Source organism: Lysobacter sp. KIS68-7 (assembly GCF_021284745.1).
Taxonomy (GTDB): Bacteria; Pseudomonadota; Gammaproteobacteria; order Xanthomonadales; family Xanthomonadaceae; genus Noviluteimonas.
In genome coordinates this window covers 3,219,152-3,243,697 of the sequence record NZ_CP089925.1, presented here as the reverse complement: position 1 = coordinate 3,243,697, position 24,546 = coordinate 3,219,152, and the positions used below count along the sequence as shown (strand labels likewise).

Here is a 24,546-nt window from a genome sequence, read left to right as displayed (position 1 = left end):
TTAGCGACGTTCTGGGCTTCTTGAAGCAAGTCCAGAATCTCCCGAAGGGAGTCGCGGACCTTCTTGAGCAAGTTCAGAACCTCCTTAACGACGTCGCAGACCTCCTTAAGCAGGTAGATTTTTCTCACTCAACCTGAGTCTTTTCCACCGACGAACGCCACTGCGTTCACCCCGGACACCCACTCATTGCATTTGCCCTTCCGGCAGCCGAATCCTTTTGACGAACAAGATCGTTCGCAAGAGGTTCGCCGCAATGTCAGAGCAAAAAAACCGCATCTCCATGGTCATCACCGAGCAGGACGAGCGCGACGTGATCCATTCGATCCAACAGATCACCGAGCGCCTGAGGGGCCTGGTCTCGCTGCCCCCGAGTCAACGCCGCAACAAGCGCATGGGGCCCACCGAGGAGGGGCGTGCGCGCACCATCATCCGCACCTTGCAGCAGAACCCAACGATGGTGCCCGCCGACCTGGACGTCGCAGGTGCGGTCGCGGACATGGACGCGCTGGACCGCATTGTGCGCATCGACGACGAACTTCAGCGCGTGGCCCAGTTGGTCAAGGACACGCGCGCCGCGCTCGGCATGGACGTCATGGACGTCGTCAGCGTGGGCTATGCATTGTCGAAGACCTTCGGCGCCAAGCGGGGATTGGGCGCGCTCGTCCAGGAGCTCGGCGCGCGCTTCGGTCGTGGCAGGAAGAGGAAACCGCAGCCTGCGCCTGAATCCAACGAGTGAACAAGACGTGTCCGCGCGTTGACACGTTCTCGTCTGATATCGCAGCACCGGCACGCAACGGCACGATTCTCGACGGAGCCTGAAAGCTTCGGTTCGAGTCGCAATCCCCTTGTTGCGAGCCGCAGGTGTCACCTGCGTCGGGAGGGGACGAATACAACACCTCGCAAGAGGGAATTACTCCGCCGATCTCGAACCGGCTTTCAGCCTCCCGACACCTTGCGTCGCACCCGCGACGCAAGTTCTTCCCGCATCGAGGAGGTTCCCATGTCAGAGAAATCCGACGCGCCGCGCGCGCTCACCGTGTTCGCCATTCCGGAAGCCGCGCACGCCGACCTGGTCCAGCTGCGCAACCACCTGCACCTGATGATGCAGCTGACCGCCGTCGGCTCGAACGCGAGCCGCCACGACGCCCGCCTGCGCCCGGATGCACTCGCGTGGTGGTTCACGCGTCTCTTCAAGGAGATCGACGCCGTCATCGCCGTGACGACGTTTTCGACCGAGCTGGCGAAGGCGTATGACGTGGTGGAGAAGGGGCGGAAGGGGAAGGCGTGAGCGTTGGAGTGTGGCTGGCGTCCAGTGGTGGGCGCCAGCCAACGCCAGCTCGCTGGCGGAGCTACTCGATTCGCGCTCCTGTAGCGTGCATGCGAGTCGCCTGAGGGACATGCAGATCGAGCCAAGTCTGCGTTCCAGCTCTAATCTCAACTAGCCCTCGCTTTGGGTCGAGCTCAATGGCTCCGGGCATCGCCTTAGTGAGTGAGCGAATTTCGACGGCTGCATGCCCAGGGAGAACGTCGTCGTTGAACAGGAGCACATGAAAGATGGCTGCCCCCAGGGTGATTGGCCGATGGATGAGTCTGTCCCGAGGCAATCCGTAGCCAAGCCGCACGAAAAACGGGTTCACAACACCAGAGGTCCCCGAGATCGTGAGAAAGGCTTGAGGTGGCTCCGGGATCTTGCTGATCAGTTCCGGAGCGGCTAAGTACGCGACAACCGCAACTTTATATCTTGGCGGGTGTGGCGCATGCCCAAGAATAAATGGGATGTGCTCGTAAAAGCGGGAAGCATGGGCTCCGCCCATGCGCGAAGAGTTGAACGACATCTTCAACAGCCAGCGCAGTAGCAGAGAGTAGTTGTACCTGAGCGGCAGCAATACCCGTTCGTAGTTATGAACTAGAAGACCGGATTCGGTCAGAACTTGTTTCCCGTATGCGTCAAGCTGACCGAGGACGCCATTATTGCACTCGGCGCAGACATCCTTAATCGTGACTTCTCCATCGACCATTTTATTCGCGACTTCATTCCAGCCGACCACTGACTGCTCGAGTTGCTTTTGAAACGCATACAGGAATGCTGGGATCACGTGTTCCCGTGTTGTTTTCTGATCTTGGCCGCAATAAGCACAAATCGTCATGTCGGTGTTACACGAGTTGGATCCGCCAACTATAGGGTCGCAAGATAGCTAGCGCTTCTAGCATCAGGGACGGATCCGGTGACAGACGTGAGAAAAATTCTCAGACGCGGCGCAGCAACGTAGCTTGCGAGCGTATCGACGACCGGTGGTGGCAAACTAGCGTGCGAGCCGAAGTTGCTCAGCTCACGAGATCTCAGGGGGATCGTCCGTGCTAGTCAAAGTCATTGGTTTCTTGGTCGGGTTTGCCGTTGTCGCCGCTGGGGAAGTTGCACTCCTTGCTGCCCTGAATCTCAATCCGCGCGGCGCCGGCTGGATTGCTGCCCCAATCATGGTGGGAATCGCGTTTGCAGGAGCCGCTCCCGGACTCGTCGAGCGATTCTCGCGTTCAGGGGAGTCGTTGTGGCGGCAGTCGTCCAGCGTGCGGTTGGTGGCCGTACTTTGTGCGCTGTGGCTGGTGGGAGTGCCCGTCTACTGGTGGCTGTTCGAACCTTACGATTACGCCATGGGGTCCGATGATTGGGCGCTCATGTTTAAGACGATGTTTTTCCCCATCGCGTTGCTGATCGTAGGCTTCGTTGCCTACGTCAAGGTCGTAGTTCCACAACCGTCGTCGGGCTCGTCGGAGGGGCCCACGGAGAGGGCGCCAGCTGTCCAAATCAAAGGCGTGTCGGCTCCCGCCAGTTCGATGCCTCCCGACGCGTCGTCGTCTGTGCTGGCGATGGCGACAGACGATAGGGCGGCGCTTGCATCGTTGATCACCGTCATCCAGCGACGTCAGGCGACGATCGAGACCTACATGCAGGTCGCAAGCGGTTTTGGTGGCAGTTTGACGCCAAAGGGCTTCCTATTCGACTCCCACTACGTCATCGAAATCGATGGAGTCCGCAGTCGCGTCGATTCGTTTGAGGACCTGCGTCAATGGTTCCTGGACAACGTGGCCCCGCGCATTCGCGATCGCGATCTGTCGCGGGAAGCGTCCGAGGCGTGACTCAGGTCTTGAGAGGAAAGTGCCCGCACTGCCGTCGGTCGAAGTACTAGGACTGTCGATTGTCGCGATGTGCCCCTACGCTGCCGGCTTCTCACGCAGTTCACCCGGCACGCAACTATCTTCGCGCAAATGAAAACCCGCACCCTCGGCAACGCCAAACTCAAAGTCTCCGCCATCGGCCTGGGCTGCATGGGCCTCAGCCACGGCTACGGCCCCGCCGTGGAGAAGTCCGCCGGCATCGCCCTGATCCGCAACGCCTTCGAACGCGGCGTCACCTTTTTCGACACCGCCGAGGTCTACGCACAGGGCGCGAACGAACGCCTCCTCGGCGAAGCCCTCGAACCCGTCCGCGACCACGTCGTGATCGCCACCAAGTTCGGCTTCAGGAACGGCATCGCCTCCGAAGGCATGGACAGCCGCCCCGAGAACATCCGCGCCGTCGCCGAGGCCTCGCTCAAGCACCTGCGCACCGATCGCATCGACCTGTTCTACCAACATCGCACCGACCCGGACGTGCCCATCGAAGACGTCGCCGGCGCGGTCAAGGACCTGATCGCCCAAGGCAAGGTGAAGCACTTCGGTTTGTCGGAGGCGGGCGTGGAGTCGATCCGCCGCGCGCATGCCGTGCAACCGGTGACCGCGCTGCAAAGCGAGTACTCGCTGTGGTGGCGCGAGCCGGAAGAGAAGGTCTTCCCGACGCTGGAGGACCTCGGCATCGGCTTCGTGCCTTTCAGTCCGCTGGGCCGGGGCTTCCTGACCGGCAAGATCAGCGCCGATGCGACGTTCGGCAAGGACGATTTCCGCAGCATCGTGCCGCGGTTCTCGCCCGAGGCGCTGAAGGCGAATCAATCCTTGGTCGACCTGCTCGGCGAGATCGCAAACGACAAGGGCGCCACGCCGGCGCAGATCGCGATCGCATGGCTGCTCGCGCAACGCCCGTGGATCGTGCCGATTCCGGGGACGACCAAGCTGCATCGGCTCGAGGAGAACCTCGGCGCGGATGCGATGACGCTCTCCGCCGAAGACCTCGACCGGATCGCACACGCGCTGGCGCAGGTGAAGATCGAAGGCGATCGTTATCCGCCTGCGTTGCAGGCGAGGGTGGGGCGCTAGGAGCGATCTGAAGCGCTTGCGTTCGGTCCTTTGAACGAACTCGAGACACGTTTGACGATTGCATCAAACCTGGCGCGATCTCGCGAAGGGTAGGTGATCACCAGGTTCAGGCATCGATCCTTCGCGCGGATGGTCTTGACGTAGAAAACGGAACCGCCGTTGTAACCGGAGGCGACGGACGTCCCTCCATCGACGGACATATAGGTCGTCGTTCCCTGATCAAACACGCTGCTGGCGGTGCACGGGAACTCAGGCTCCATCAGCGAGCTGCCGTAGGCCCTGATTTCGGCCTTGTCGTCCTTGGACGAGAACGCCTGTCCGTCACCGTTGTCTGATTCACCCTGCGGCGCGAACACGTCAGTCGGGACTTCCAAGGTGAATCCGAACCTCGAGTTCCCGTAAAACGTGTAGTGGTCGGCCGCTTGGGTCGCAAGCGGCAAGAGGAAGACGAGGGGGAGGGCCTTCAAGGTCACGAGCGCGGACTCAGCTGTGGTGGTTGAACCCACCATACCGGGAATTTTTCTTGATCGCCGTTGCGACCGTCGACGTGGCACTCCTCCGTACATGTACCATCCCCGCGAAAGGGGAGCCCCACCATGCAAGACACCACCGCACCCGCGCAGCCCACGCTGCGTGCCGCAGGATTCTGGCGCCGCGTCGGCGCGTTCGTGATCGACGGCGTGTTCCTGGGGATCGTCGGCATGGTCCTGGGCATGGTGATGTTCGACACCCTCGCGCGCTGGGGCGTGTACGCGCGTGTCATCGGCTTCGCGATCTCGCTGGCGTATTTCGGCGTATTGAACAGCCGCATCACCGGTGGGCAGACGCTGGGCAAGATCCTCCTGGGGATCCGCACGCAGCGCCTGGACGGGACCTTCCTGTCGCTGCCGCGGTCCTTCGCGCGCTACGTCGTGCTCGGCGTGCCGTGGTTCCTCAACGGCGCGCCCTTGCCCATGGAAGCGCTGGCCGCGCCGTGGGTCTTCGTCGAGTCTCTGCTCATCTTCGGCGTGCTGTTCTCGATCGTTTACCTGTTCGTGTTCAATCGCTCGACGCGCCGCTCGCTGCATGACTATGCGGTCGGATCTTGGGTGGTGCCGGCGTCCGCGCCGCGCGACCCCGTCACGTTGCCGCGCTTGTGGCGGGGCCACGTGGTCGTCGTCGGCCTGTTGGTGGCGGCCGCGTTGGCGGCACCGGTGGCGGCGAACCAATTGATGTCGATGCCGCTATGGGCCCGGTTGCTGCCGGCCTACAACGCCGTGGCGGCGACGCCGGGCGTGCAGCATGCCGGCGTGCAGGACGTGTCGGCCTGGTCCAATGGCGTGGAGTCCCACTATCTCTTCGTGGTGGCGCAGTTGGAGAACGACGAAGTCCTCAAGGACAAGCGGTTTGCGAAGCGCCTCGCGGGGGCCGCGATCCAGGCGTCGCCGGCGCTGGCCGAGCGGGATTACGTCCGCGTGGTGCTGTCCTACGGGTACGACCTGGGCATTGCGAGCCAGTGGCGGAATTACGAGTTTCGGTTTGATCCGGCGAAGCTGGCGGAGCCGTCGTCAGCGCACTAGGCGCGCGATCTGAGTTGCCTGTACGAACTGGCAACCAGGTAGCCGCCTGCAACGATGCACGTCGCCATCAACACCCCGGCGAGGTCTCCGTCCAGTTCGGTGAACTTGACCCGGAAGAGCAGAGCGCCGGCGTCGATCGAATCGAGGAACGCCTGGCCGCCCAGGTAGAGGAAGAACAGGCCCATCGCGAAAGCGGAGCCTTGGCCGAGGGGCGCTCTGGTGTGGTCCTTCATGGGGGCCATTATTCCAGACGCGACTTGCGGAGCCAGACCCGCGCGTAGAAGCGGCGCATCCAGTTTGCAGAAAACGCGACGTGATCATGCGTCTCGTGCCAATGCCCTCGAATGGCTTGAACCTGCCATCGTCGTGCCCTTCCAAGCGCGGCGGTCGCCATGCACAGGCAAAAAAATACCCCGGGCGCGTGCATGAGCAGAGGCGGGGCCGGGGTCTACGCGGCGGACTCTACGGCACGGGTGCGCACTTGACAAGTTTCGCACCTGGCGACGTGTCCATCTTGGAGGACGCACTTTCTCTCGAACGCTTTGGGCGCTACCTGGCCTGGGCGGGCGGCGACCGGAGCGCGGCCATCGAGCTCTACACGCTCAACACCCGAATCTCGGAAAGCCTGTACACGCCGCTCCAGATGCTCGAGGTTGCATTGCGGAATCGCATCCACCGTGTCCTCGCGGAGATGCGCGGGGAGGATTGGATGCTGCATGCCTGCAATCTGTTCGGAGACCACCAGCCACGCCAGGTCGCGGAAGCGATCGATCACATTGCGCGCGCCGGTCGGGATCCCATCGCGTCGAGGGTCGTCGCGGCGCTTTCATTGGGCTTCTGGACCGCCATGTTCGGTCGCGCCTACGAGGAAACGTGGCGCGAAGGCCTGTACAGAATCGCCCGCCGGGAAGACGGCAAACACCTGCGCCGGAAGGACCTCTCCACGCCCCTGATGCGCATTCGTGAACTCAGGAATCGAATCGCGCACCACGAGCCCGTCATTCATTGGGACTTGTACAAGACGAACAACCAGCTCATGCAAATTCTGCATTGGCTATCGCCGCCGGCAGCCCGATGGTGCGAGGCACACAGTCGATTCGCCCATGTGTGCCCCGTCGCGCTCCACGACTATCTCACTCCAACCCCAACTTCCGCACCAACACCCCAAACCGCGGATCTGTCCGCAACGGCGCCAGCCACAAATCCAGCTTGACATCCGACAGCCCGCCATCGCGCTGCGCATACGCACGATCCAGCCACTCGAACGCCTTGTCCTTCTCCCCGCGCCAGCTGTAAACCTCCGCAATCTGCACAGCGGCGTCCTGCGCATACGCGGCAATCAGCGCATCCAGCGCCTGCTGCGATTCCCTGGGATGCCCCAGCGTGTGTTCGGCCAGCGCCACGCCGAAGTCGCGGAGATAGTCGTCGTCGCTCTTCTTGAACATGGCCAGCGCTTGTTTCGCGTTGCCGTCCAGCAGTTCCAGTTGCGCGAGGTTGGAATGCGACAGCGCGCTCTCCGGATTGAGCTGCAGCGCGCGCTTCAAAGCCTGCCTGGCTTCGTCCATCTGCCCGGCGGCGGTGAGGTAATACCCGAGATTGCCCCAGGCCGGCGACGACAGCGGATCCAGCGCCACCGCCTTGCGCACGGCCGCAATGGCTTCGGGCATGTGCCCCTGGCTGGCCAGCAACTGCCCGTAGCGTCGCTGCACGGTGCTGTCGCTCGGATCGATCTCCAGCGCACGGTGCAGGTCGGCCGTCGCGCCGCTCCAATCCCAGGCGAAGTTGGCGCGCATCCAACCGCGCGCGGCGTAGCCGTCGGCCAGGTCGGGGGCGAGTGCAATCGCTTTGTCCGCTGCGTCCAACGCGCGTTGCTTGGCCGCGGCGTTCTCCGTTTCGGAGTCTGCCGTATCCGCCGCGAACACCTCGGCTACCGCCAATGCCGCATACGCCGCTGCGTAGTGGGGGTCGAGCGCGATGGCCTGCCGGTAGGCGTCGACCGCCTGGTGCGTCCCTTCGGGCGTGGAGCGGCCGAAGTACTGCTTGCCCAGCAGGTATTGGTCGTACGCCTGGGAATTGGTCGTGCGATGCGGATTGGTCACGCGTTGTTGCGGCAGCAGTTTGACCTTCAGCGCTTCCACGACAGCGCCCGCGATTTCATCCTGCACCTTGAAGACGTCCGTGACTTCGCGGTCGTAGTTCGCCGACCACAACTGTGAACCATCGGATGCGCGCACCAGTTGCGCGGTGATGCGCATCGTCGCGCCCGACTTGCGCACGCTGCCTTCCAGCACGGTGGCCACGTTGAGCGCGCGTGCGATCGTCGGCACGTCGACACGCTTGTCCTTGAACGAGAACGACGAGGTACGCGCGATCACCCGCAACTGCGGGACCTGCCCGAGCATGTTGAGCAGTTCGTCCGAGAGCCCGTCGGAGAAGTAATCCTGCTCGCGGTCCGGGCTCATGTTGACGAAGGGGAGCACGGCGATCGAATGGGGATCGGCCGCGACGGGTGCCGGGGAAGGCGGCGCGGCCTGGAACGCCGGCTGGCCCTGGAAGTACCAGCCCAACGCGACCACCACCAGCAGCAACGCGATGCTTGCGAAGCGTTTGTTGCCGCGCGTGGCCGGGTCGAGCTTCAGGCCCTCCGGCGTCAGCTCGACGACCCACGCGAGCGCGAGCGTCAGCGGAAAGCCCAGCGCGGCGAACAGGATGCACAGCCGCAGCATGCGGGGCGACATGTCGAATGCAGGGAACCCGATCGACGCGGCCTGCACCGCGAGCCACGCGACGACCAGGTAGGCGCCGCCGACTTTGAAGACCTTGCGCCGTTTGAGTTCGGCGAACAGTGCCATCGCGTTCCCCGTGCGATCCCCCAGTAGTAGGAAGACGTTTTGAGGGGGCGGTGGCGGACATCGGTGGGGGCGATTCGGCCACCACGCCGCGAGCTTTCGCGTCTCGCCGGCCGCTGTCCCTGCATAGCGTTGCGCCTTCGGCCGTGACGGCCGGCTAGGGGCGAAGGATGGGAGCACTACGCAACGGATGGCGGAAGGTCACCGCGACCTTCTTGTGTGCCCTCGGGCTGGTCACGGCCGTACCGGCGCATGCGCGCTTCGTCAGTGTCGACCCGGTCCAGGCTGACCCGAACAGCGGCGCGAACTTCAATCGCTACGCGTACGCCAGCAACAACCCGTATCGATATGTCGATCCGGATGGGCGCTTGCCAGTCGCGATTCCGATCGTCATTGGCGTTGGCTGGCTGCTCACGAGCGGGGATGCGAATGCCCCCGCACCGGGCGAAGCCACGCGTTCGATGTCGGCGGGCGACGCGGCCGGGACCTTCCTGGATGCGGTGCCCGCGGGACGAGCGACGAGAGCGATTTCGTTCGGCGTCGCACCGGTCTTCGGGAATCCACAGGTGACCAGGTCGGGTGGGAAGGAAACGATGCATGCGCCAACCATCAAGCGCGTTGGCGACGAGAAGGCCGATCAGGCAAACGCATCCAGCGTGCATTTGAATCAAACGCTGAGGGTTGTCACCAATGGCGAGGTGAACTCGTCATTGCGCGGCGATGTGACGACCAGGCGAACCGATGGAAAGATCGATGTCACCGAAGTGCTGTCGCCAAGGCAGGACCCGGCCGCCACCATCAAGAAGTACCAGGACGCCCTTGGCGAGCGCGCCGGAACGATCACCTGCATCCAGCCAGACAAGTGTTGAGGGAAGACAGATGCAATTGGATGAAGACCTCGCGTTCGACGAAGCGCATCCCATTCCAAACCTGGAGGTCATCGATGTCTGGACTGTCCTGAAGACCGGTGGATCCGACATGCACATCATCATTGCGTCGCCCCTCCATGAAGACCGGCGCTCCCTTGAGCGGCTCATGTGCAAGCTGGAGCGCTACCTGGCGTACCTCAGGACTGCCGAGTGCATTGAGAAATGCGGTGAGGCGACGGCGGAGAACACGCAGATCATCGTCAAGATCCACCCGGATTCTTCCCCGGTTGCGTTCGAACTCCTGGATCGAAACAGGATCTGGGTGCGAAACAATGACGCCACGTTGGTCATCGAAACGCACGGCATCGTCGAATGACGCGCGGACAGTCCCTCATCGTCGCGCTCTTTCTCTCAGCGTTCGCCACCGTCGCCTTCGCAAAGGACACTCTCGCACCCCTGCGCGCCCAGTTCGCCCTCCCAGAAGCCCGCATCGACTACGCCGACGCCAAACTCACCGTCGACCGCCTGATCGATCCCACCACGGACGTGCCCGCAGTCCGCCGCCAACTCGCGCACTGGGAGCGCGCCGTCCGCACCAACATCCCCGCAGGCGCGACCCCGCGCCAGTCCTTCGACGCATTGATCAAAACCCTCTACGAAGCCGGCCCCTGGAACGACGGCAAGCCTTTCGCCTACGACCTGGACGACCCGCTCGGCAAGAACCCGCGCAACAAACAACTGGCCACTTACCTCGCTACGCGCAGAGGCAACTGCATCTCCATGCCCCTCCTCGTGGTCATCCTCGGCCAGCGCCTCGGCTTGCCCGCGGCGCTCGCGACAGCGCCGCAGCACGTGCTCGTGAAGTTCGGAGACGATGCACAACAGGCGTGGATCAACTTCGAAGCCACCGCCGGCGGATTCAAGTCCGACAGCAGTTACGAACGGGAAACCGGCATCACGCAGCTCGCCATCGACAACGCACTCTACCTGCGGCCGCTTTCACCGAAGGAAAGCCTCGGCGTCATCGCCACCTCGCTGATGGAGCACCACAGCGCCCGCAAGGACGGCGACACGCTGATGGAAGTCGCCGACCTGGCGCTGTCGGTCAATCCCAGGGACGTCACGGCGATGATCTGGAAGGCCAACGCCTTCTTCCTGCAACTGCAGTCGCGCTACGTGCAGAAGTATCCGGAGGCCAAGGACATCCCGCCCGCCTTGCAAGACGACTTCCGACTTCGGAGCCGCGAAAACCTGGCGTGGTTCGAGAAGGCCGAACGTTTGGGTTGGACGCAACCGACGCCGGAGCAGGAAGCGGCTTACCTGCAATCCATCGAGCGCGAAAAGCGTCGCAGGTAGTTGTCCATCCCCCGGTGGGTGGATACCTGTCACTCCTTCGGGTCACTTAGCCTCGACGATCCCCCGCGCCTCAAAAGGTCCCGCCATGTCGATCGTGCCCGATGCCAATCTCGCTTCCCCACTGGGTGCCAAGAACGTCGTCCTCGTGCACGGCGGTTTCGTCGATGGCTCGGGTTGGCAGAAGGTCTACAACGTCCTGAAGGACGACGGTTACAACGTCACCATCGTGCAGAACCCGACGACGACGCTCGCCGACGATGTCGCGTTCACCAAGCGCGCGATCGCGCAGCAGGATGGTCCCGTGGTGCTGGTGGGACATTCCTACGGTGGCGTGGTGATTTCGGAAGCAGGCACGGACGACAAGGTGCAGAGCCTCGTCTATATCGCCGCGTTCGCGCCCGACAAGGGCGAGTCGGTGCAGTCGCTCATCGCGAATCCGCCGCCGGGCGCGCCGGTGCCGCCGATCCTGCCGCCGCAGGATGGCTTCCTGTTCCTGGATCGCGAGAAGTTCGCAGCATCGTTCGCGGGCGACGTGCCGGCGGAGGAAGCGGCGTTCATGGCCGCCTCGCAGGTGCCCTGGGGCGTTGAAGCGCTTGCTGGCGCGGTGACGACGCCGGCGTGGGCGTCGAAGCCGAGCTGGTACCTGGTTGCCACCGACGATCACATGATCCCGCCGCCGGCGCAGCAGATGATGGCCAAGCGCGCAGGCGCCACAATCCAGGAGGTGCAGGGCAGCCATGCGATCTATGTGTCGCAGCCCGAAGCGGTGGCGAAGTTCATCGAGCAGGCGGCGCAGCGCAAGCACTGACCCCAGCGCCCGGCATCGCGAACGACGAAGAAGCCCCGCCCTGCGGGGCTTCTTCACAGTTGCGCGACAACACAGTGTCCTGTCGGACCGGTGCCACCTTCGGTTAGTGTTGCCCGCTCGTCCGGGTGCAGGAAGCGAACATGGACCTACGGAAGTGCGCTGTCGCAGGAATCGTGGCCGCGGGACTGCTGCGTTGCGCAACTGCGCAGGCGCAATCGTCGGCGCCCGTCGATCCTTATCCGATCCCTGCCGCAGGCTGGGGCGGTGAAGCAGGCAAGGGCATGTACGCGACGCGCTGGGTCGAGGATTGGACCGCCCTGCGCGCCGCAGGCAAGGCGCCACGGTTCAAGGCCATGCCGCTGTGGGGCAACGCGACGCTCACGCTGAGCGCCGAAGCGCGACTGCGCTACGTCAACAACGACAACGCGCAACTCGTGCCGCACAACGACTTCGACCAGGGCCTGCTGCGCGGCATCCTCGGCGCGGGCCTGCGCTTCAACGACAACGCGCGCGTGTACGGCGAGATCGGCCGGGGCGAAGTGTGGGGCAATCGCGACGTCGCGACCGCGAGTTTCAAGAACGTGGGTTCGTTGCAGCAGTTGTTCCTCGACGTGCGCGGACATGCGGGCGACACACTCATCGGCGCGATCGTCGGGCGCCAGGAATTCACGGACGGTCCGAAGCAACTGCTCAGCATCGGCGACGGCTCCACGCTGCATCGCACCTGGAACGGCGTGCGCGTGTATGTGCACGGTCCGCGGTGGCGCTTGGGCGCGTACGACTTCCGACTGACGCGCCTGGGTCGCGGTGGGTTCGATGATGAAGAAGTCGACCACGGCGAGCGCCTGCGCGGCCTCAACGCGAGTTGGCTCGTGTCACCCGACACCTACTTCGATCCCTTCTGGATCCACACCGAAAAGCCGGGCTTCCGCAGCGGCGGGCTGAGCGGCCTGGACGACCGCGACACCTTCGGTGCGCGCCTGTGGGGCAAGCGCGACAAGATCCGCGTCGACTGGACGGTGGCGCACCAGTCCGGCCGCTATCGCGACACGCAACCCATCGATACCTGGGCGTTGTTCGCGGTGCAGAGCGTGGATCTGTCGTCGAAGGCTTGGAAGCCGCGCCTGATCTCGCACATCGACATCGCTTCGGGCGGCGGCGCCTACGGCAGCGGCACGCTTCGAAGCTTCAATCCGCTCTACGCAAGTTCCGGTTACCTCGGCGAAGCGCAGTTCCTCACGCTCAGCAACCTGCTGATGATCGCGCCCGGCATTTCGGTCGCGCCGTCGGCGAAGTGGAGCGGATTCGTCGAATACGGATTTGCGCGACGTCTGGAAGAGAACGACGCGGTGTACGCAGGCGGCATGCGCGCCTATCCCAACACGCAGCGCGTGCCGGGACACGAGATCGGCGGCCTGTTCCGTCTGGCGGCGACCTGGGCCCCGACGCCCAACTTCGCGCTGACCTTCAACTACGAACACCTCGATGCCGGCGATGTCCTCCAGCGAGCGGGGCAAGCGTCCGGCAGCCAGGGCTTCATCAGCGCGACGTATCGCTACTGATACATTGCGTGGCCCCGACGAGGTGGAGTCTGCAACCATGGCCACTGTCCTCATCACCGGCGCGAACCGCGGCATCGGACTCGCGCTGACGCAGCAGTTCGCGTCGCGCGGCGACAAGGTCATCGCGGTCTGCCGCAAGGCGAGCGACGCGCTCGCCGCGACGGGCGCGCAAGTGGAAGCCGGCATCGACGTCACCGACGAAGCGGCCGTGACCGCGCTCGCCAAGCGCCTGGCCAACGCGCGCATCGACATCCTCATCCCCAACGCCGGCATCCTCGAGCGCGACTCCCTCGAATCGCTGGGCTTGGACAGCGTCCAGCGACAGCTCTCCGTCAACGCCATGGGCCCGCTGCTCGTCGTGCACGCCTTGCGCGATCGGCTCGCCGACGGCGCGAAGATCGGCCTGATCACCAGCCGCATGGGCTCGGTGGAGGACAACACCTCGGGCGGCTATTACGGCTACCGCGCATCGAAGGCCGCCCTGAACGCGATCGGCAAGTCATTGGCGCTGGATCTCGCACCGCGCGGCATCTCGGTGGTGTTGTTGCATCCGGGCTACGTCGGCACCGACATGGTCGGCGGCCACGGCGACGTCACGCCCGAACAGGCCGCCACGCAGCTGATCGCGCGCATCGATGGACTGACGCCGAAGCAATCCGGCACCTTCCAGCACGCCAACGGCACTTCGCTGCCCTGGTGAGCTACTGCTTTCCCTTCACGAAGCGATCCACCAGGCCCATCTTCTGCTTCATCGGCGGCTCGTACGCCGGAATGCTCGCCGTGCCCGTCATCGAATGCGACGGCGCCACCATCGGCCGCTTCTCGATCACCAGCACGCTGTCGTAGTAGTGCATCGAGTAGGCGCTGCGGCTGAAGTCGTCGACGGCGAATTTCTTCGGCTCCATCGAATGCCACGCGTTGAGCTTGTCCACCAGCGCCTTGGTGTATTCGACGAACGAACCCGACTTGCGATACCCGCCGCCCCAGCCGGGCCAGTACGAGGTGTGCATGTCTTCGCACAGGTACACGCCGTGCCCGTCGATGCGCGGGAAGAGTTCTTCGAACGTCGCGATCTGCTGGCCCATCGTGTGGCCGCCATCGTCGATCAGGATGTCGATCTTCGGCACGCGCTGCGCGATCTCGCGCAGGAAGCCGCGGCTCTCCTGGTCGCCGATGAAGATCTCGACGCCGTTTTCCTCGAATTGCTTGCAATGCGGGTTGATGTCGACGCCGTAAATTTTCGCGCCTGCGCCGAAGTATTCCTTCCACATGCGCATCGAACCGCCCTGCGACACGCCGAACTCCACGACGTGCGGCGCCTTCCCGCGGAATCGCGAGAAGTGTCGATCGTAGATTTCGAAATAGTGCCGCCACTTGTGGATCAGGCGATCGGTGTTGCCTTCGAAGAATCGTTCAAGGTCGTTCATGGCCCGAGGATCGCCTTCACGTGAGCGCGGCGTCAAGGCGAAGACGGAACAACGCCGCCCCATGCGCTCTGCGGACACGTTCCGTTGGCGTAATGATGGGTTAGCCCGCCGTTTGTCGGAAACCACCCGCGAACTGCCGGCAGCCAACCAAAGTCATTTGTCCTTGGGCACGCGCGCGCCAATCATGCGGATGCAGTCCCCCCACTGCACAAGGAGAGGCAAATGCGTACCCCCCACGTTGTCGCGCTTTCCCTCGTCGTCTTCGGAGTCGGCATCGCGGCCGCGCAGGACATGTCGCTGAAGACCGTCGAGGTCACTGCCGAGGAAGGCAAGCACGCGCTCACGATGGCGTGCGTCAACCCGGAGGAGCCGAGCCTGCAGGACGTGCAGGATGTCTTGAACGTCAGTGATCCGGCCCAGGCCCCCGGCCTGCGTACCAAGCTGATGGGTGCCGCGGCCGAAGCCTGCGCCGCGAAAGAGCCGAAGATCATGGTCATGCGCAGCGCGAGCGGCGGCCTGACCTGGAAGCCGATGAAAGACAAGGCGATGTAAATCGCCAACGCGTGGCCGCGCGCAATGCGCGGCCGCGCGTCGTGTACGTCAACCTGCTGCGGACTTCGCCGTCGGCGAAGCGGACGCTTGCGGCCAGCGCGCAAGGACGGCGGCGCGAATCCCCGCTACATCCAATCCCGCTTCCGCGAGCAGATCTTCGCGGCTCGCATGGTGCTGGAAGCTGTCCGGCAAGCCGAGGTGCAGCATCGGCACCTGCACGTTCTCCGACGCGAAGAGTTCGGCGACGCCGGAACCCGCACCGCCCATCACCACGTTGTCTTCGATCGTCACGAAGCCTTCGTGCGTCTTCGCCAGTTCGAGCAACAGCGCGCGATCCAGCGGCTTCACGAAACGCATGTTGACGACGGTGAGGCCGAGTTCTTCGCCGACTTTCTCTGCGGCCGGAACGACGGCGCCGAACGCGAGCAACGCAATGCGCGTGCCCTTGCGACGTACATCCGCCTTGCCGATCGGCAGCGTGTCGAGCGCCTGCTCGATCGCAACGCCCGGGCCGGTACCGCGCGGATAACGCACCGCCGCCGGGCCCACGTGCCTGAAGCCCGTGGTGAGCATCTGCCGGCATTCGTTCTCGTCGGCCGGCGCCATCACCACCATGTTCGGCACGCAGCGCAGGTAGCTCAGGTCCAGGTTGCCCGCGTGCGTCGCGCCGTCGGGCCCGACCACGCCGCCGCGATCGATCGCGAACAGCACATCGAGGTCCTGGATGGCGACGTCGTGCACGAGCTGGTCGTAACCGCGCTGCAGGAACGTCGAATAGATCGCGACGACGGGCTTCGCCCCTTCGCAGGCCATGCCGGCCGCGAGCGTCACCGCGTGCTGCTCGGCGATGGCGACGTCGAAGTAACGCTCCGGGTATTCCTTGCTGAAGCGCACCAGGCCCGAGCCTTCGCGCATCGCCGGGGTGATGCCCAGCAGCGTCTCGTCGGCGGCGGCCATGTCGCACAGCCAGTCGCTGAAGATGTCGGTGTAGGTCGGCTTCTTCGCGCCCGGCTTGCTCACCAGGCCCTGCGCGGGATCGAAGGGCCCGACCGCGTGGTAACCGATCTGGTCGCCTTCGGCGAGCTCGTAGCCCTTGCCCTTGGTGGTGATGATGTGGAGCAGCTGCGGACCCTTGAGGGTCTTGAGCGTCTTCATCGTGCCGACGAGCGCATCCACGTCGTGGCCGTCGATCGGGCCCGTGTAATGGAAGCCCATTTCCTCGAACAGCGTGGACGGCACGAACATGCCCTTCCAGTGTTCTTCCCAGCGCTTCACGAAACGCGCGGTCGGGTTGTTCTTGTCGCCGAGGAGCTTCTTGCCGCCTTCGCGGATCGCGTTGAGCGTCTTCGAACCCGTCATGCGGCCGAGCATCTTGGTCACGCCGCCGACGTTCTCGGAGATCGACATGCGGTTGTCGTTGAGGATCACGAGCAGGTTGGGCTCGGGGTCCATGCCGCCGGCGTGGTTCAGCGCTTCGTAGGCCATGCCTGCGGTCATCGCGCCGTCGCCGATGATCGCGACGACACGGCGGTCGTTGCCGGCGCGCGCGTTTGCGATCGCCATGCCGAGCGCGGCGGAGATCGAGGTCGACGAATGGCCGACGCCGAAGGTGTCGTACTCGGATTCCTCGCGCTTCGGGAACGGCGCGACGCCGTCCTTCTGCTTCACCGTGTGGATGGTGTCGCGGCGGCCGGTCAGGATCTTGTGCGGGTAGGTCTGGTGGCCGACGTCCCACACCAGGCGGTCGTGCGGCGTGTCGTAGAGGTAGTGCAGGGCGACCGTCAGCTCGATGACGCCGAGGCCGGCACCGAAATGCCCGCCACTGCGGCCGACGGATTCGATCAGGTAGGCGCGAAGTTCCTCGGCGATCGCCGGGAGTTCGTCTTCGCCGAAGGAGCGCAGGTCGGCCGGATAGGAAATCCGGGACAGGCGCGGGTAGCGCGTGGAATCGATCATCGAGGGGGGTCGCGACGACAAGGCCGCGATTGTAGCCCGCGCGCCCCCCAAAGGCCGCTGAAAGGCGGCTCGGGTCGGCCTTACTTGCCGCGCAAACGCCCGAACAGGCCGCCCTTCTGCGATTCGTTCGGGTCGGTCGGCGCGTCGGAGACCATTTCGGCGAAGCCGGTGGCGAGGTTCGCGTTCACGAAGTCGACGACTTCCTCATGGCCCACGCCGCTGGCGGCCGCGAGTTCGTCGAGCGTCGCCGGGGCCTTCATCATCGCGGTGGCGATGCGGAAGTGCTTCGGGAATTCGCGTTCGGTCTGCGGCCACTTGCCGAGCTTGTACTTCGCGGCCGGGTCGAAGCCCGGCAGCAGCTTGCCGCCGCCGGCCAGCAGCCCGCCGTACCACTGCAGGCGCACCAGCGGCTGCGCGGCGCCGAGCGGCGCGGCTTCTCGGGCGAAGGTCGCATCGTCGACGTTGCCGAACGCGGCGCGATCGACCGGACCTTCGAAATACGCCGCCAGCGGCTTGAGCGCCGCGGGGCCGTGGTAGGTGCGTGCGCTGGCGTCGAGCAGCAACGCCGGGCCGGTGCCCTTTTGGTAGCGCAGTTTGCCCTGCAGCGCGCCGTCGGCCAGCCAGTCGGCCAGGCCATGCACGCGCGGTGCGGCGGGCGCGGCCGCGACGGGTGCAGGCGCGGCGGGCGCCGGCGCCACGGGCGGCGGAGCGATGCTGGTCGGCGCGAGCGTGCCGGCCTCGACCGAATCCGGCAGTTTGGGCGCCTGCACACCGCGTGCGCGGAGGTCTTCCGGCACGGGCTTCGGCATTTCTTCCGGCAGCTGGTCCTGGCGCACCGGCGAAGCGCTCATGCCCGAGGGCACGGCGACCGGCGCGGGGGCTGCGTCGGCGGGCGGCGTGGGGGCGACGAAGCCGCCACCGGCGATCTGGTCGAGCAGCAGGCCCACGCCGGCGGCGCTGATCGGACGCTCGAGGCGGAAGTCGGTCTGGGTGCGGGCGGCGGAGGTGAGCCCGATGACGTGCTTGCCGGCGGCGTGCAGGCGGAGCCAGCTCATGGGGCCGTACATGCTGTCCATGTCGACGACGACGTAATCGGCCTGGCCTTCTTCGACCAGTTGCCAGCGTCCGCCGCGGGTGGCGTTGGATTGCTGGAAGGCCGCGCGCAGTTCCGCCTCGGTGGCGGAATCCATGCCGGTGGTGCCGAGCGTCAATGCCATGTTGTTGCGGTCCGCGGACTCTTCAGGAGGTGCGAGTGTAGCGTGAGGGCGGGGGCGCACAAGACGGGCGTTCCGCCGCGAGCCGTCGTGTGCTCCTCGCCGCTCGCATACGGCAAGCTCCCGTCGAGGAGCACACGACGTCTCACGTCGGCCCGCTCGCGATTTGATGCCCTCGCGGAGCGTCTGGTGTGAAGGGCCGCCGCAATCCGAATGCCTCGCGCCTACACCCGGCTCCGGAAAGACGGCACATCGCCCCCTCGCTCGCTGCATCGGCATGCTGCGTCCCGCTTCGAAGGGCGACGTGCCTCACCACGTTTGCCAGATCCGCGCCTTCGGCAAAAGCGAAAACGCTCCCTCCATCCGAAGGAGCGCCTCCCAACTTTGTCGCTAGGCACCTTGCCCTCCGAAGCGGGACGCAGCATGCCGATGCAGCGAGCGAGGGGGCAAAGTGCCGACCCTCCGCAGCCGGAAGTTGGCGCACGCGTTCGCATCGCGGTGGCACGCGGCTCCCAGACGCTCCGCGCAAACATCAAGTGGCGAGCGGGCCGACGTGAGATGCCGTGTGCTCCTCGACGGGAGCTTGCTGTATGTGAGCGGCGAGGAGCACACGGCAGCTCGCGGCGGACCGCCCGTCTAGTGGAGCGTTAGGCAATCGCCCGAGGATGCTTCGGCAGGTGCGAGCGCAAAAACGCCATCTGATCCGCGAGGATGTGGCGATTGGACAGGATCAGATGCTCGATCCAGCTCGGCCGATACGGCACCGCCAACAACGGCATGCTTGCCTGCTGTGGCGTCCGCCCACCCTTGCGCGAATTGCAGTGGAAGCACGCCGAGACCACGTTCTCCCACTGATCCCGACCACCCCGCGACAACGGCACCACGTGGTCGCGCGTCAGGTGCGGGCGCGGGAATTCGTGGCCGCAATACAGGCACAGATGCTGGTCGCGCGCGAAAAGCGCGGCGTTGGTCAGCGCCGGCGTCGGATCCAACGCATGCGGGCGCGCGTGGCCCTTGGCCGCGACGATCGGATGCAGGTCGATGGTGCTCTGCGCACCGGTCGCGCGGCAGATGCCACCGTGGACGGTGAGGCAGGGATCGCCGAGGGTCCAGGCAACGGCGCCGCGTGCATACAGGCATGCGGCGTCCTGCCAGCTCATCCAGTCCAGGACCCGGCCATGGGCGTCGAGCGAGAGGAAACGAACCGAATGAAGTCGCGGTGCCTCGAAGGCAGTCGCCTCGGGTTCGACGAGTCGGAGCTGTGCCCTATGGGTCTCCATCGTGTCCCGAGCTTATACCCCTTCAGTGTCGAATTGGGTACCCATCAGTGAGCCGGCCCCCGCGCGGATGGCCTGTGCGTGCGAAAGCGTGCGCGGGAGTACGCGTTCGAAGTAGAAGCGCGCCGTTTCGCGCTTGGCGTTCTTGAATGCGGCCGAGCGGGTCGACGCATCGGCCGCGGCGACGCTGCGCGCCCACCAGTAGGCCAGCGCGACGTAGCCGGAATGGAAGAGGTAGTCCCACGCCGCCGCGCCGATTTCCTCGGGATTGGACGCCGCGCGCTTGCCGACTTCGATCGCCAGCGCCTGAGATTCCGCCGCCGCCGCACGCAGCGGGCCGACGAATTCAGCGAAGGCTTCGTCGTTCGCATGCGCCGAGCAGAACGCATCGACCATGCCGAGGAAGACGCGGAGCCCCGCGCCCTGCTGCTGCATGATCTTGCGGCCCATCAGGTCGAGCGCCTGGATGCCGGTGGTGCCTTCGTACAGCGTGGTGATGCGCGCGTCGCGCGCGAGCTGTTCCATGCCGTGTTCGGCGATGTAGCCGTGGCCGCCATAGCACTGCAGTGCGTGGTAGGTGCACTCCACGCCCCATTCGGTGAGGCAGGCCTTGACGATCGGCGTGACGAAACCGAGCAGCGCATCGGCCTGCTCGCGTTCGTTCGCATCGGTCGAATGATTGGCGATGTCGACGAGCGACGCCGCGTGGTAACCGAGTACGCGGCCGCCTTCGATCAGCGATTTGCACGTGAGCAGCATGCGGCGCACGTCGGGGTGCACGATGATCGGGTCGGCGGGCTTCGACGGCTGCTTCGGTCCCGACAGCGAACGCATCTGCAAACGCTCCTGCGCGTAACGCAGGGCGTTCTGGTACGCGCGATCCGACAAGCCCAGGCCTTGCAGGCCGACGGCGAGGCGCGCGGTGTTCATCATGGTGAACATCGCCATCAGGCCTTTGTTCGGCTGGCCGATGAGATACCCCTGCGCATCGTCGAAGTTGATGACGCACGTCGCCGAAGCGTGGATGCCCATCTTGTGTTCGAGCGCGCCGCAACGCACCGCGTTGCGTTCGCCCATCGCACCGTCGCGCGACACGCGCATCTTCGGGACGATGAACAAGGAAATGCCTTTCACGCCCGCAGGCGCATCCGGCAATCGCGCGAGCACCAGATGAACGATGTTCTCGGTGAAGTCGTGCTCGCCGGCGGTGATGAAGATCTTGGTGCCGGTGATCGAATACGTGCCGTCGGCCTGCGGTTCGGCGCGCGTCTTCAGCAGGCCGAGGTCGGTGCCGCAGTGCGGCTCGGTGAGGCACATCGTGCCGGTCCAGCGCCCTTCGACGATCGGCTTGAGGAAGGCGTCCTGCTGCCAGCTTTCGCCGTGGTGGATCAGCGCTTCGGTCGCGCCGTGCGAGAGCAGGGGGAAGTTGCCCCAGGCCAGGTTCGCGGCGTCGATCATTTCCTTCAGCGGCACGCCCGCCAGGTGCGGCAGGCCCTGGCCGCCGAATTCGACGGGCGACACCAGGCCCGGCCAGCCGCCTTCGACGAATTGCAGGTAGGCCTCGCGGAAACCCGGCGGCGTGCGCACTTCGCCCGTCGCCTTGTCGTAGGTGCAACCAATGCGGTCGCCGATTTCGTTCAGGGGCGCGAGCACGGTTTCGTTGAAGCGCGCGGCTTCGTCGAGCACGGCGTCGAGCACGTCGCGGGTGGCGTCGGTGAAACCGAGCTTGGCGAACAAGGCTTCTGCACCGAGCACGTCGTACAACGCGAAGCGCATGTCGTTGAGGGGAGCGCGATAGGAACTGCCCATGGCGACCTCAGCGCAGCACGCCCGGCAAGCCGGGGGCGGGGTCGAGGGAATTGGTCGCGTCGATCTCGAAGTTGCGCTGGCCCGCGTCCTGGAAGGTGGCGTTCATCGTGCCCTTCAGCGCATAGGCCACGGTCTTGCGACCGGCGAGTGCGTCGGCGACGGTGATCTTCGCGGCGGAGGTCGGCGAAAGCTTGAAGGTTTCCACGTCGGCCGACTCGGGGCCGATGCTGAAGTCGCCACCGGCGCGCGAGAGCGTGCCGGCGGATTCACCGGCGACGGTGAGCGCGAGCGAGACCTCCTGCACGTGCATCTCGACACTGCTGTAGTTGTCGATGCGCACGTCGACATCCCAACCGCCATCGGCGCGCACGGTGAGTTGCTGGATGCTCGCCGCGGGCTTGGACACGCGCTTGACGGGGCCGCCGCCGCAGCCGGCGAGGGAGGCGAGCAGTGCCGCCGCGATCAGCCAACGAAATCCCTTCGATTGCATGCAACGCCTCGTTCACGGGGTGATGCGGGCGAGCATACACCGGCGTACGGGATCGTCGCCGGGGCGGGGTGTGTCACTGCGCCGCGTCGGCGCGCAACGCGGGCGGCAATGCAGCGACGAACGCGGCATGCGCGGCGTCCGCGCGCGCCTTCGCCGCCGACGCATCCGCCGGCGTGGCCGCGGCCTGCGCGCCGAGGCGATGCAGGGCTTCGGCGCGCGCGTAGTCGCCGGCACGCAGCCAGGTCAGCACTTCCCGATACAGCGCAGCTGCGTCGGCCTTGTGGCGGGCAGCGAGGGTGGCACGCATCGCGTGTTCCAGCCAACGCAGGCGCAACCCGGCATTGCCGAGCGTGGCGGTGCGGGCATCCAGGCGCGGATCCAGGGCTTGGCCTGCATCGGCTTGCGCGAGCAGCACCTGCAGCTCGAGCGAGGGCACGCCGGATTTCGCCGCGGCCTGCTTCGCGTCGCGGAAGGCGAGCGACGCGGCGGCGTCCTTGCGATCGTGCGTGGCGATCGCGGCCGTGGCCAGGTCCGCCTGCAGGGTTTGTTCGAACGAGGCGTCCTTGAGCACGGGGCCCAGGGTGGTGAGCACGCGACGCGCTTCGGGCACGGCGTCGGCGGCGAGTAGCGCGCGGACGTGCACCAAACCGGCATCGGCCTGCCCGCGGCGGTCTTCGTGGTCGGCGAATACCTTGCCCGCGGCGGTCGCCTGGTCGATCGCGGCGGCGGTGTGGCCTTGCTGCAGTTCGAGTTCGGCGAGGCGCAATCGGCCCGTCGCGATGGCGTCCGGCAGCTTCGCCGCTTCGGCGCGTGCGAGTGCAGGTTCGAGCAGCGTGCGTGCCTGCTTCCATCGGCCGCGCGCGGTCGCGAGCATGCCCAGGTGCTGCTGCGCGCGGATGTGGCCCGCGTCGTCCTCGATGGCTTCGAACACGTTCGACGCCTGTTGCCACTGCGTCTGCGCGTCGTCGTAGGCGCCGAGCTGGAACTGGGCGAAGCCGATGTTGTCGAGCGCCTCCGCGGTGCCATGCGCATCTTCGGCCTGGCGCCAGGCTTGCAGTGCATGGCGGAACGCGATGAGCGCAGCGGGATAGTCGCCGCGGGCCTGCGCGAGCAGGCCGAGCGCGTTGTCGGTGGCGGCCAGGCCTGCGCGGTCGTCGAGTGATTCGTGGATCGCGCGCGCTTCCTTCAAACGCTTTTCGGCGTCGGCGTAATGGCCGGATTGCGACAGCGCGCCGGCGAGGTCGCGCAGGTTCGCCGCGACGCTGCGCTGGTTGCCGAGCGTGCGTTGCAGTTCGACGGCCTTGCCGTATTGCGTGGCCGCGTCCTTGTTCTCGCCCAGACGCGCATGGGCGTCGCCGAGTGCGTTCACGGTCTCCGCCTCGCCGTACGCGTTGCGCCCTTCCTGGTACAGGGATTGCGCCCGTGCGAGGTCTTCATCGGCGGCGCGCCTCGCCTCGCCGTTTTGCATTGCGACCTTGCCGAGTTCAAGCCACGCGCGCGGATCGCCGGGGTCGCGCGCAGTGAGTGCGTGCAGCGCCGTCGTGGCCGCGTTGAAATCGCCGTCGGCCGCGAGCGCGCGTGCGAGCTGGAGTTGCGCCTGCGTGTCGTCGGGGGATTTTGCGAGCACGGCGCGCCAGAGTGTCGCCGCATCGGGCGCTTCGTCGTCGAGCAGGTCCTGCGCACTCGCCAGCCGTGTGCGCAAACGCATCGCCGTGGTGGAGGGCGACTTGACGATGGCGGGCGTGCGCGAGCCGCGTTCGAGCGCATCGTCGGCGTCGTCGCGCGCGCCGGTCGCGAGTGCGGCTTCTGCTTGTGCAAGCCAGGCAGCGGGATCGCCGGGTGTCGCCTTCGTCGCGAGGCGCAGTTGTTCGAGCGCGGGCGTGAGGCGTCCGCTGCGCAGCGCATCGATGCCGGCGCCGTAGGCGTCGAGCGCCTTGTCGTCGTCGGGCATCGCAAGGACGGGCGATGCGGTGGCGTGCAAGCCGTCGCGCAAGGCGGGGGTGCGCAGCCATTCGCGCACCGCATCGGGTGCGGTGCGCGCAACGGGGCCATCGATCGCAACGGGCGACGCGTCGAGCGTGTGCAGCATGGCCTGCACGCGCCAGCCATCGGGTGCTTGCTGCAAGGTGGGTTGCAGCACGCGCGAAGCGGCAGCGAGGCGGTGCAAGGTCGGGATGTCGTAACGGCCTGCCTGCATCGCGGTGCGCTGCCGCAACGCCTGCTCGGCGCGTTCGCCATCGACGATGGCCAGCCCGGGTGTCGCCGCCAACGCGTCCAGCAGGTGCGCATCAAAGGCGAACGCACGCGCGTCGGGAATCGCCTTGTCGTGCACGATGGGCAGCACGAGCACGCGTTGCAGCGGCGGTGTCGTGGCGACCGGAACCGGCACCGGCGCCTTGCGATGCGACCACCACCACCCGCCGCCGACGGCCAACCCCAGCAGCACGAGCAGGGCGACGATCGCGGCGACCCGGCCGGGGTGCGCGCGAGGTTCTCGTTGGGGCACCGCGGGCGAATCGGTCATGCCGCGAATGGTAGCGCCGGCGGCCGTCAAGCCGGGTCAGGAGGTC

23 protein-coding genes and 1 pseudogene are annotated in these 24,546 nt (G+C 65.7%); 13 read left to right on the top strand and 11 right to left on the bottom strand.

The window, feature by feature from the left end; all coding sequences use genetic code 11:
• Positions 1–217 precede the first annotated feature (217 nt).
• The gene (locus LVB87_RS15610) at positions 218–736 is read left to right on the top strand and encodes a hypothetical protein (protein WP_232898879.1); all 519 of its coding nucleotides are present in this window, start codon (positions 218–220) and stop codon (positions 734–736) included.
• A gap of 264 nt (positions 737–1,000) precedes the next feature.
• Positions 1,001–1,288 (top strand): hypothetical protein, encoded by a 288-nt coding sequence (locus tag LVB87_RS15605; RefSeq protein ID WP_232898878.1) that lies wholly within the window; start codon positions 1,001–1,003, stop codon positions 1,286–1,288.
• Between the two features lie 61 nt (positions 1,289–1,349).
• On the opposite strand, the gene LVB87_RS15600 is transcribed toward LVB87_RS15605, so the two are convergent.
• Complete coding sequence (locus LVB87_RS15600; protein ID WP_232898877.1) at positions 1,350–2,147, bottom strand: hypothetical protein; 798 nt, start codon at positions 2,145–2,147, stop codon at positions 1,350–1,352.
• Positions 2,148–2,355: 208 nt separating this feature from the next.
• Here LVB87_RS15600 and LVB87_RS15595 point away from each other — a divergent pair, with 208 nt between their 5' ends.
• Positions 2,356–3,135, top strand: coding sequence for a hypothetical protein (locus LVB87_RS15595; RefSeq protein WP_232898876.1), 780 nt, complete (start codon positions 2,356–2,358; stop codon positions 3,133–3,135).
• 129 nt (positions 3,136–3,264) lie between these two features.
• Entirely contained in the window at positions 3,265–4,248 is a 984-nt protein-coding gene (locus LVB87_RS15590) for an aldo/keto reductase (protein ID WP_232898875.1), read from the top strand.
• Here the strand turns inward: LVB87_RS15590 and LVB87_RS15585 are convergent.
• The gene (locus LVB87_RS15585) at positions 4,245–4,757 is read right to left on the bottom strand and encodes a hypothetical protein (protein ID WP_232898874.1); all 513 of its coding nucleotides are present in this window, start codon (positions 4,755–4,757) and stop codon (positions 4,245–4,247) included. The two genes, LVB87_RS15590 and LVB87_RS15585, sit on opposite strands and share 4 nt — an antisense overlap.
• An 87-nt stretch (positions 4,758–4,844) precedes the next feature.
• Here LVB87_RS15585 and LVB87_RS15580 point away from each other — a divergent pair, with 87 nt between their 5' ends.
• Positions 4,845–5,807 carry an RDD family protein gene (locus LVB87_RS15580; RefSeq protein WP_232898873.1) on the top strand — a complete coding sequence of 321 codons (963 nt, stop codon included), beginning with the start codon at positions 4,845–4,847 and terminating at the stop codon, positions 5,805–5,807.
• Here LVB87_RS15580 and LVB87_RS15575 read toward each other — a convergent pair.
• The gene (locus LVB87_RS15575; protein WP_232898872.1) at positions 5,804–6,040 is read right to left on the bottom strand and encodes a hypothetical protein; all 237 of its coding nucleotides are present in this window, start codon (positions 6,038–6,040) and stop codon (positions 5,804–5,806) included. The genes LVB87_RS15580 and LVB87_RS15575 overlap by 4 nt on opposite strands.
• Positions 6,041–6,312: 272 nt before the next feature.
• On the opposite strand from LVB87_RS15575, the gene LVB87_RS15570 reads away from it, so the two are divergent.
• Positions 6,313–7,020, top strand: coding sequence for an Abi family protein (locus LVB87_RS15570; protein ID WP_232898871.1), 708 nt, complete (start codon positions 6,313–6,315; stop codon positions 7,018–7,020).
• Here LVB87_RS15570 and LVB87_RS15565 read toward each other — a convergent pair.
• Positions 6,941–8,659, bottom strand: a complete 1,719-nt coding sequence (locus tag LVB87_RS15565; RefSeq protein WP_232898870.1) for a tetratricopeptide repeat protein — start codon at positions 8,657–8,659, stop codon at positions 6,941–6,943. The genes LVB87_RS15570 and LVB87_RS15565 overlap by 80 nt on opposite strands.
• Before the next feature lie 167 nt (positions 8,660–8,826).
• Here LVB87_RS15565 and LVB87_RS15560 point away from each other — a divergent pair, with 167 nt between their 5' ends.
• From LVB87_RS15560 to LVB87_RS15535, 6 genes are all read left to right on the top strand, one after another.
• A complete protein-coding gene (locus LVB87_RS15560) occupies positions 8,827–9,525 on the top strand; it encodes an RHS repeat-associated core domain-containing protein (protein WP_232898869.1) in 699 nt (232 codons plus the stop codon).
• A 10-nt stretch (positions 9,526–9,535) separates the two neighbouring features.
• Positions 9,536–9,901 carry a hypothetical protein gene (locus tag LVB87_RS15555; protein ID WP_232898868.1) on the top strand — a complete coding sequence of 122 codons (366 nt, stop codon included), beginning with the start codon at positions 9,536–9,538 and terminating at the stop codon, positions 9,899–9,901.
• A complete protein-coding gene (locus tag LVB87_RS15550; RefSeq protein WP_232898867.1) occupies positions 9,898–10,881 on the top strand; it encodes a transglutaminase family protein in 984 nt (327 codons plus the stop codon). The genes LVB87_RS15555 and LVB87_RS15550 overlap by 4 nt, the downstream gene beginning before the upstream one ends.
• Before the next feature lie 85 nt (positions 10,882–10,966).
• Positions 10,967–11,689, top strand: a complete 723-nt coding sequence (locus LVB87_RS15545; protein ID WP_232898866.1) for an alpha/beta hydrolase — start codon at positions 10,967–10,969, stop codon at positions 11,687–11,689.
• A 140-nt stretch (positions 11,690–11,829) separates the two neighbouring features.
• On the top strand, positions 11,830–13,251 hold the full coding sequence (locus LVB87_RS15540) for an alginate export family protein (RefSeq protein WP_232898865.1): 1,422 nt from the start codon (positions 11,830–11,832) through the stop codon (positions 13,249–13,251).
• 37 nt (positions 13,252–13,288) lie between these two features.
• Positions 13,289–13,951 (top strand): SDR family oxidoreductase, encoded by a 663-nt coding sequence (locus LVB87_RS15535; protein ID WP_232898864.1) that lies wholly within the window; start codon positions 13,289–13,291, stop codon positions 13,949–13,951.
• A gap of 1 nt (position 13,952) precedes the next feature.
• Here LVB87_RS15535 and LVB87_RS15530 read toward each other — a convergent pair whose 3' ends face one another.
• A complete protein-coding gene (locus LVB87_RS15530; RefSeq protein WP_232898863.1) occupies positions 13,953–14,678 on the bottom strand; it encodes a class I SAM-dependent methyltransferase in 726 nt (241 codons plus the stop codon).
• Between the two features lie 222 nt (positions 14,679–14,900).
• Here LVB87_RS15530 and LVB87_RS15525 point away from each other — a divergent pair, with 222 nt between their 5' ends.
• Positions 14,901–15,230 carry a hypothetical protein gene (locus tag LVB87_RS15525; protein WP_232898862.1) on the top strand — a complete coding sequence of 110 codons (330 nt, stop codon included), beginning with the start codon at positions 14,901–14,903 and terminating at the stop codon, positions 15,228–15,230.
• Between the two features lie 48 nt (positions 15,231–15,278).
• Here the strand turns inward: LVB87_RS15525 and dxs are convergent, their stop codons facing one another.
• The 6 genes and pseudogenes from dxs to LVB87_RS15495 form a co-directional block, all read right to left on the bottom strand.
• Positions 15,279–17,186 carry a 1-deoxy-D-xylulose-5-phosphate synthase gene (gene dxs / locus LVB87_RS15520; RefSeq protein ID WP_232898861.1) on the bottom strand — a complete coding sequence of 636 codons (1,908 nt, stop codon included), beginning with the start codon at positions 17,184–17,186 and terminating at the stop codon, positions 15,279–15,281.
• Between the two features lie 80 nt (positions 17,187–17,266).
• Positions 17,267–18,403, bottom strand: coding sequence for a hypothetical protein (locus tag LVB87_RS15515; RefSeq protein WP_232898860.1), 1,137 nt, complete (start codon positions 18,401–18,403; stop codon positions 17,267–17,269).
• Positions 18,404–19,047: 644 nt separating this feature from the next.
• A pseudogene (locus LVB87_RS15510) lies at positions 19,048–19,617 on the bottom strand (HNH endonuclease); the annotation flags it as partial.
• 75 nt (positions 19,618–19,692) lie between these two features.
• On the bottom strand, positions 19,693–21,486 hold the full coding sequence (locus LVB87_RS15505) for an acyl-CoA dehydrogenase C-terminal domain-containing protein (RefSeq protein ID WP_232898858.1): 1,794 nt from the start codon (positions 21,484–21,486) through the stop codon (positions 19,693–19,695).
• Positions 21,487–21,493: 7 nt separating this feature from the next.
• Positions 21,494–21,976: a hypothetical protein gene (locus LVB87_RS15500; RefSeq protein WP_232898857.1), complete on the bottom strand. Its 483-nt coding sequence runs from the start codon at positions 21,974–21,976 to the stop codon at positions 21,494–21,496.
• 73 nt (positions 21,977–22,049) lie between these two features.
• Positions 22,050–24,500 carry a tetratricopeptide repeat protein gene (locus tag LVB87_RS15495; RefSeq protein WP_232898856.1) on the bottom strand — a complete coding sequence of 817 codons (2,451 nt, stop codon included), beginning with the start codon at positions 24,498–24,500 and terminating at the stop codon, positions 22,050–22,052.
• Positions 24,501–24,546 lie beyond the last annotated feature (46 nt).

What these genes read in the sequence shown, in the direction of transcription:
- LVB87_RS15605 (WP_232898878.1), top strand. Translation starts at nt 1,001, where the DNA reads ATGTCAGAGAAATCCGACGCGCCGCGCGCGCTCACCGTGTTCGCCATT.
- LVB87_RS15600 (WP_232898877.1), bottom strand. Translation starts at nt 2,147, where the DNA reads ATGACGATTTGTGCTTATTGCGGCCAAGATCAGAAAACAACACGGGAA.
- LVB87_RS15590 (WP_232898875.1), top strand. Translation starts at nt 3,265, where the DNA reads ATGAAAACCCGCACCCTCGGCAACGCCAAACTCAAAGTCTCCGCCATC.
- LVB87_RS15585 (WP_232898874.1), bottom strand. Translation starts at nt 4,757, where the DNA reads ATGGTGGGTTCAACCACCACAGCTGAGTCCGCGCTCGTGACCTTGAAG.
- LVB87_RS15580 (WP_232898873.1), top strand. Translation starts at nt 4,845, where the DNA reads ATGCAAGACACCACCGCACCCGCGCAGCCCACGCTGCGTGCCGCAGGA.
- LVB87_RS15575 (WP_232898872.1), bottom strand. Translation starts at nt 6,040, where the DNA reads ATGAAGGACCACACCAGAGCGCCCCTCGGCCAAGGCTCCGCTTTCGCG.
- LVB87_RS15565 (WP_232898870.1), bottom strand. Translation starts at nt 8,659, where the DNA reads ATGGCACTGTTCGCCGAACTCAAACGGCGCAAGGTCTTCAAAGTCGGC.
- LVB87_RS15560 (WP_232898869.1), top strand. Translation starts at nt 8,827, where the DNA reads ATGGGAGCACTACGCAACGGATGGCGGAAGGTCACCGCGACCTTCTTG.
- LVB87_RS15555 (WP_232898868.1), top strand. Translation starts at nt 9,536, where the DNA reads ATGCAATTGGATGAAGACCTCGCGTTCGACGAAGCGCATCCCATTCCA.
- LVB87_RS15550 (WP_232898867.1), top strand. Translation starts at nt 9,898, where the DNA reads ATGACGCGCGGACAGTCCCTCATCGTCGCGCTCTTTCTCTCAGCGTTC.
- LVB87_RS15545 (WP_232898866.1), top strand. Translation starts at nt 10,967, where the DNA reads ATGTCGATCGTGCCCGATGCCAATCTCGCTTCCCCACTGGGTGCCAAG.
- LVB87_RS15540 (WP_232898865.1), top strand. Translation starts at nt 11,830, where the DNA reads ATGGACCTACGGAAGTGCGCTGTCGCAGGAATCGTGGCCGCGGGACTG.
- LVB87_RS15535 (WP_232898864.1), top strand. Translation starts at nt 13,289, where the DNA reads ATGGCCACTGTCCTCATCACCGGCGCGAACCGCGGCATCGGACTCGCG.
- LVB87_RS15530 (WP_232898863.1), bottom strand. Translation starts at nt 14,678, where the DNA reads ATGAACGACCTTGAACGATTCTTCGAAGGCAACACCGATCGCCTGATC.
- LVB87_RS15525 (WP_232898862.1), top strand. Translation starts at nt 14,901, where the DNA reads ATGCGTACCCCCCACGTTGTCGCGCTTTCCCTCGTCGTCTTCGGAGTC.
- dxs (WP_232898861.1), bottom strand. Translation starts at nt 17,186, where the DNA reads ATGATCGATTCCACGCGCTACCCGCGCCTGTCCCGGATTTCCTATCCG.
- LVB87_RS15515 (WP_232898860.1), bottom strand. Translation starts at nt 18,403, where the DNA reads ATGGCATTGACGCTCGGCACCACCGGCATGGATTCCGCCACCGAGGCG.
- LVB87_RS15505 (WP_232898858.1), bottom strand. Translation starts at nt 21,486, where the DNA reads ATGGGCAGTTCCTATCGCGCTCCCCTCAACGACATGCGCTTCGCGTTG.
- LVB87_RS15500 (WP_232898857.1), bottom strand. Translation starts at nt 21,976, where the DNA reads ATGCAATCGAAGGGATTTCGTTGGCTGATCGCGGCGGCACTGCTCGCC.
- LVB87_RS15495 (WP_232898856.1), bottom strand. Translation starts at nt 24,500, where the DNA reads ATGACCGATTCGCCCGCGGTGCCCCAACGAGAACCTCGCGCGCACCCC.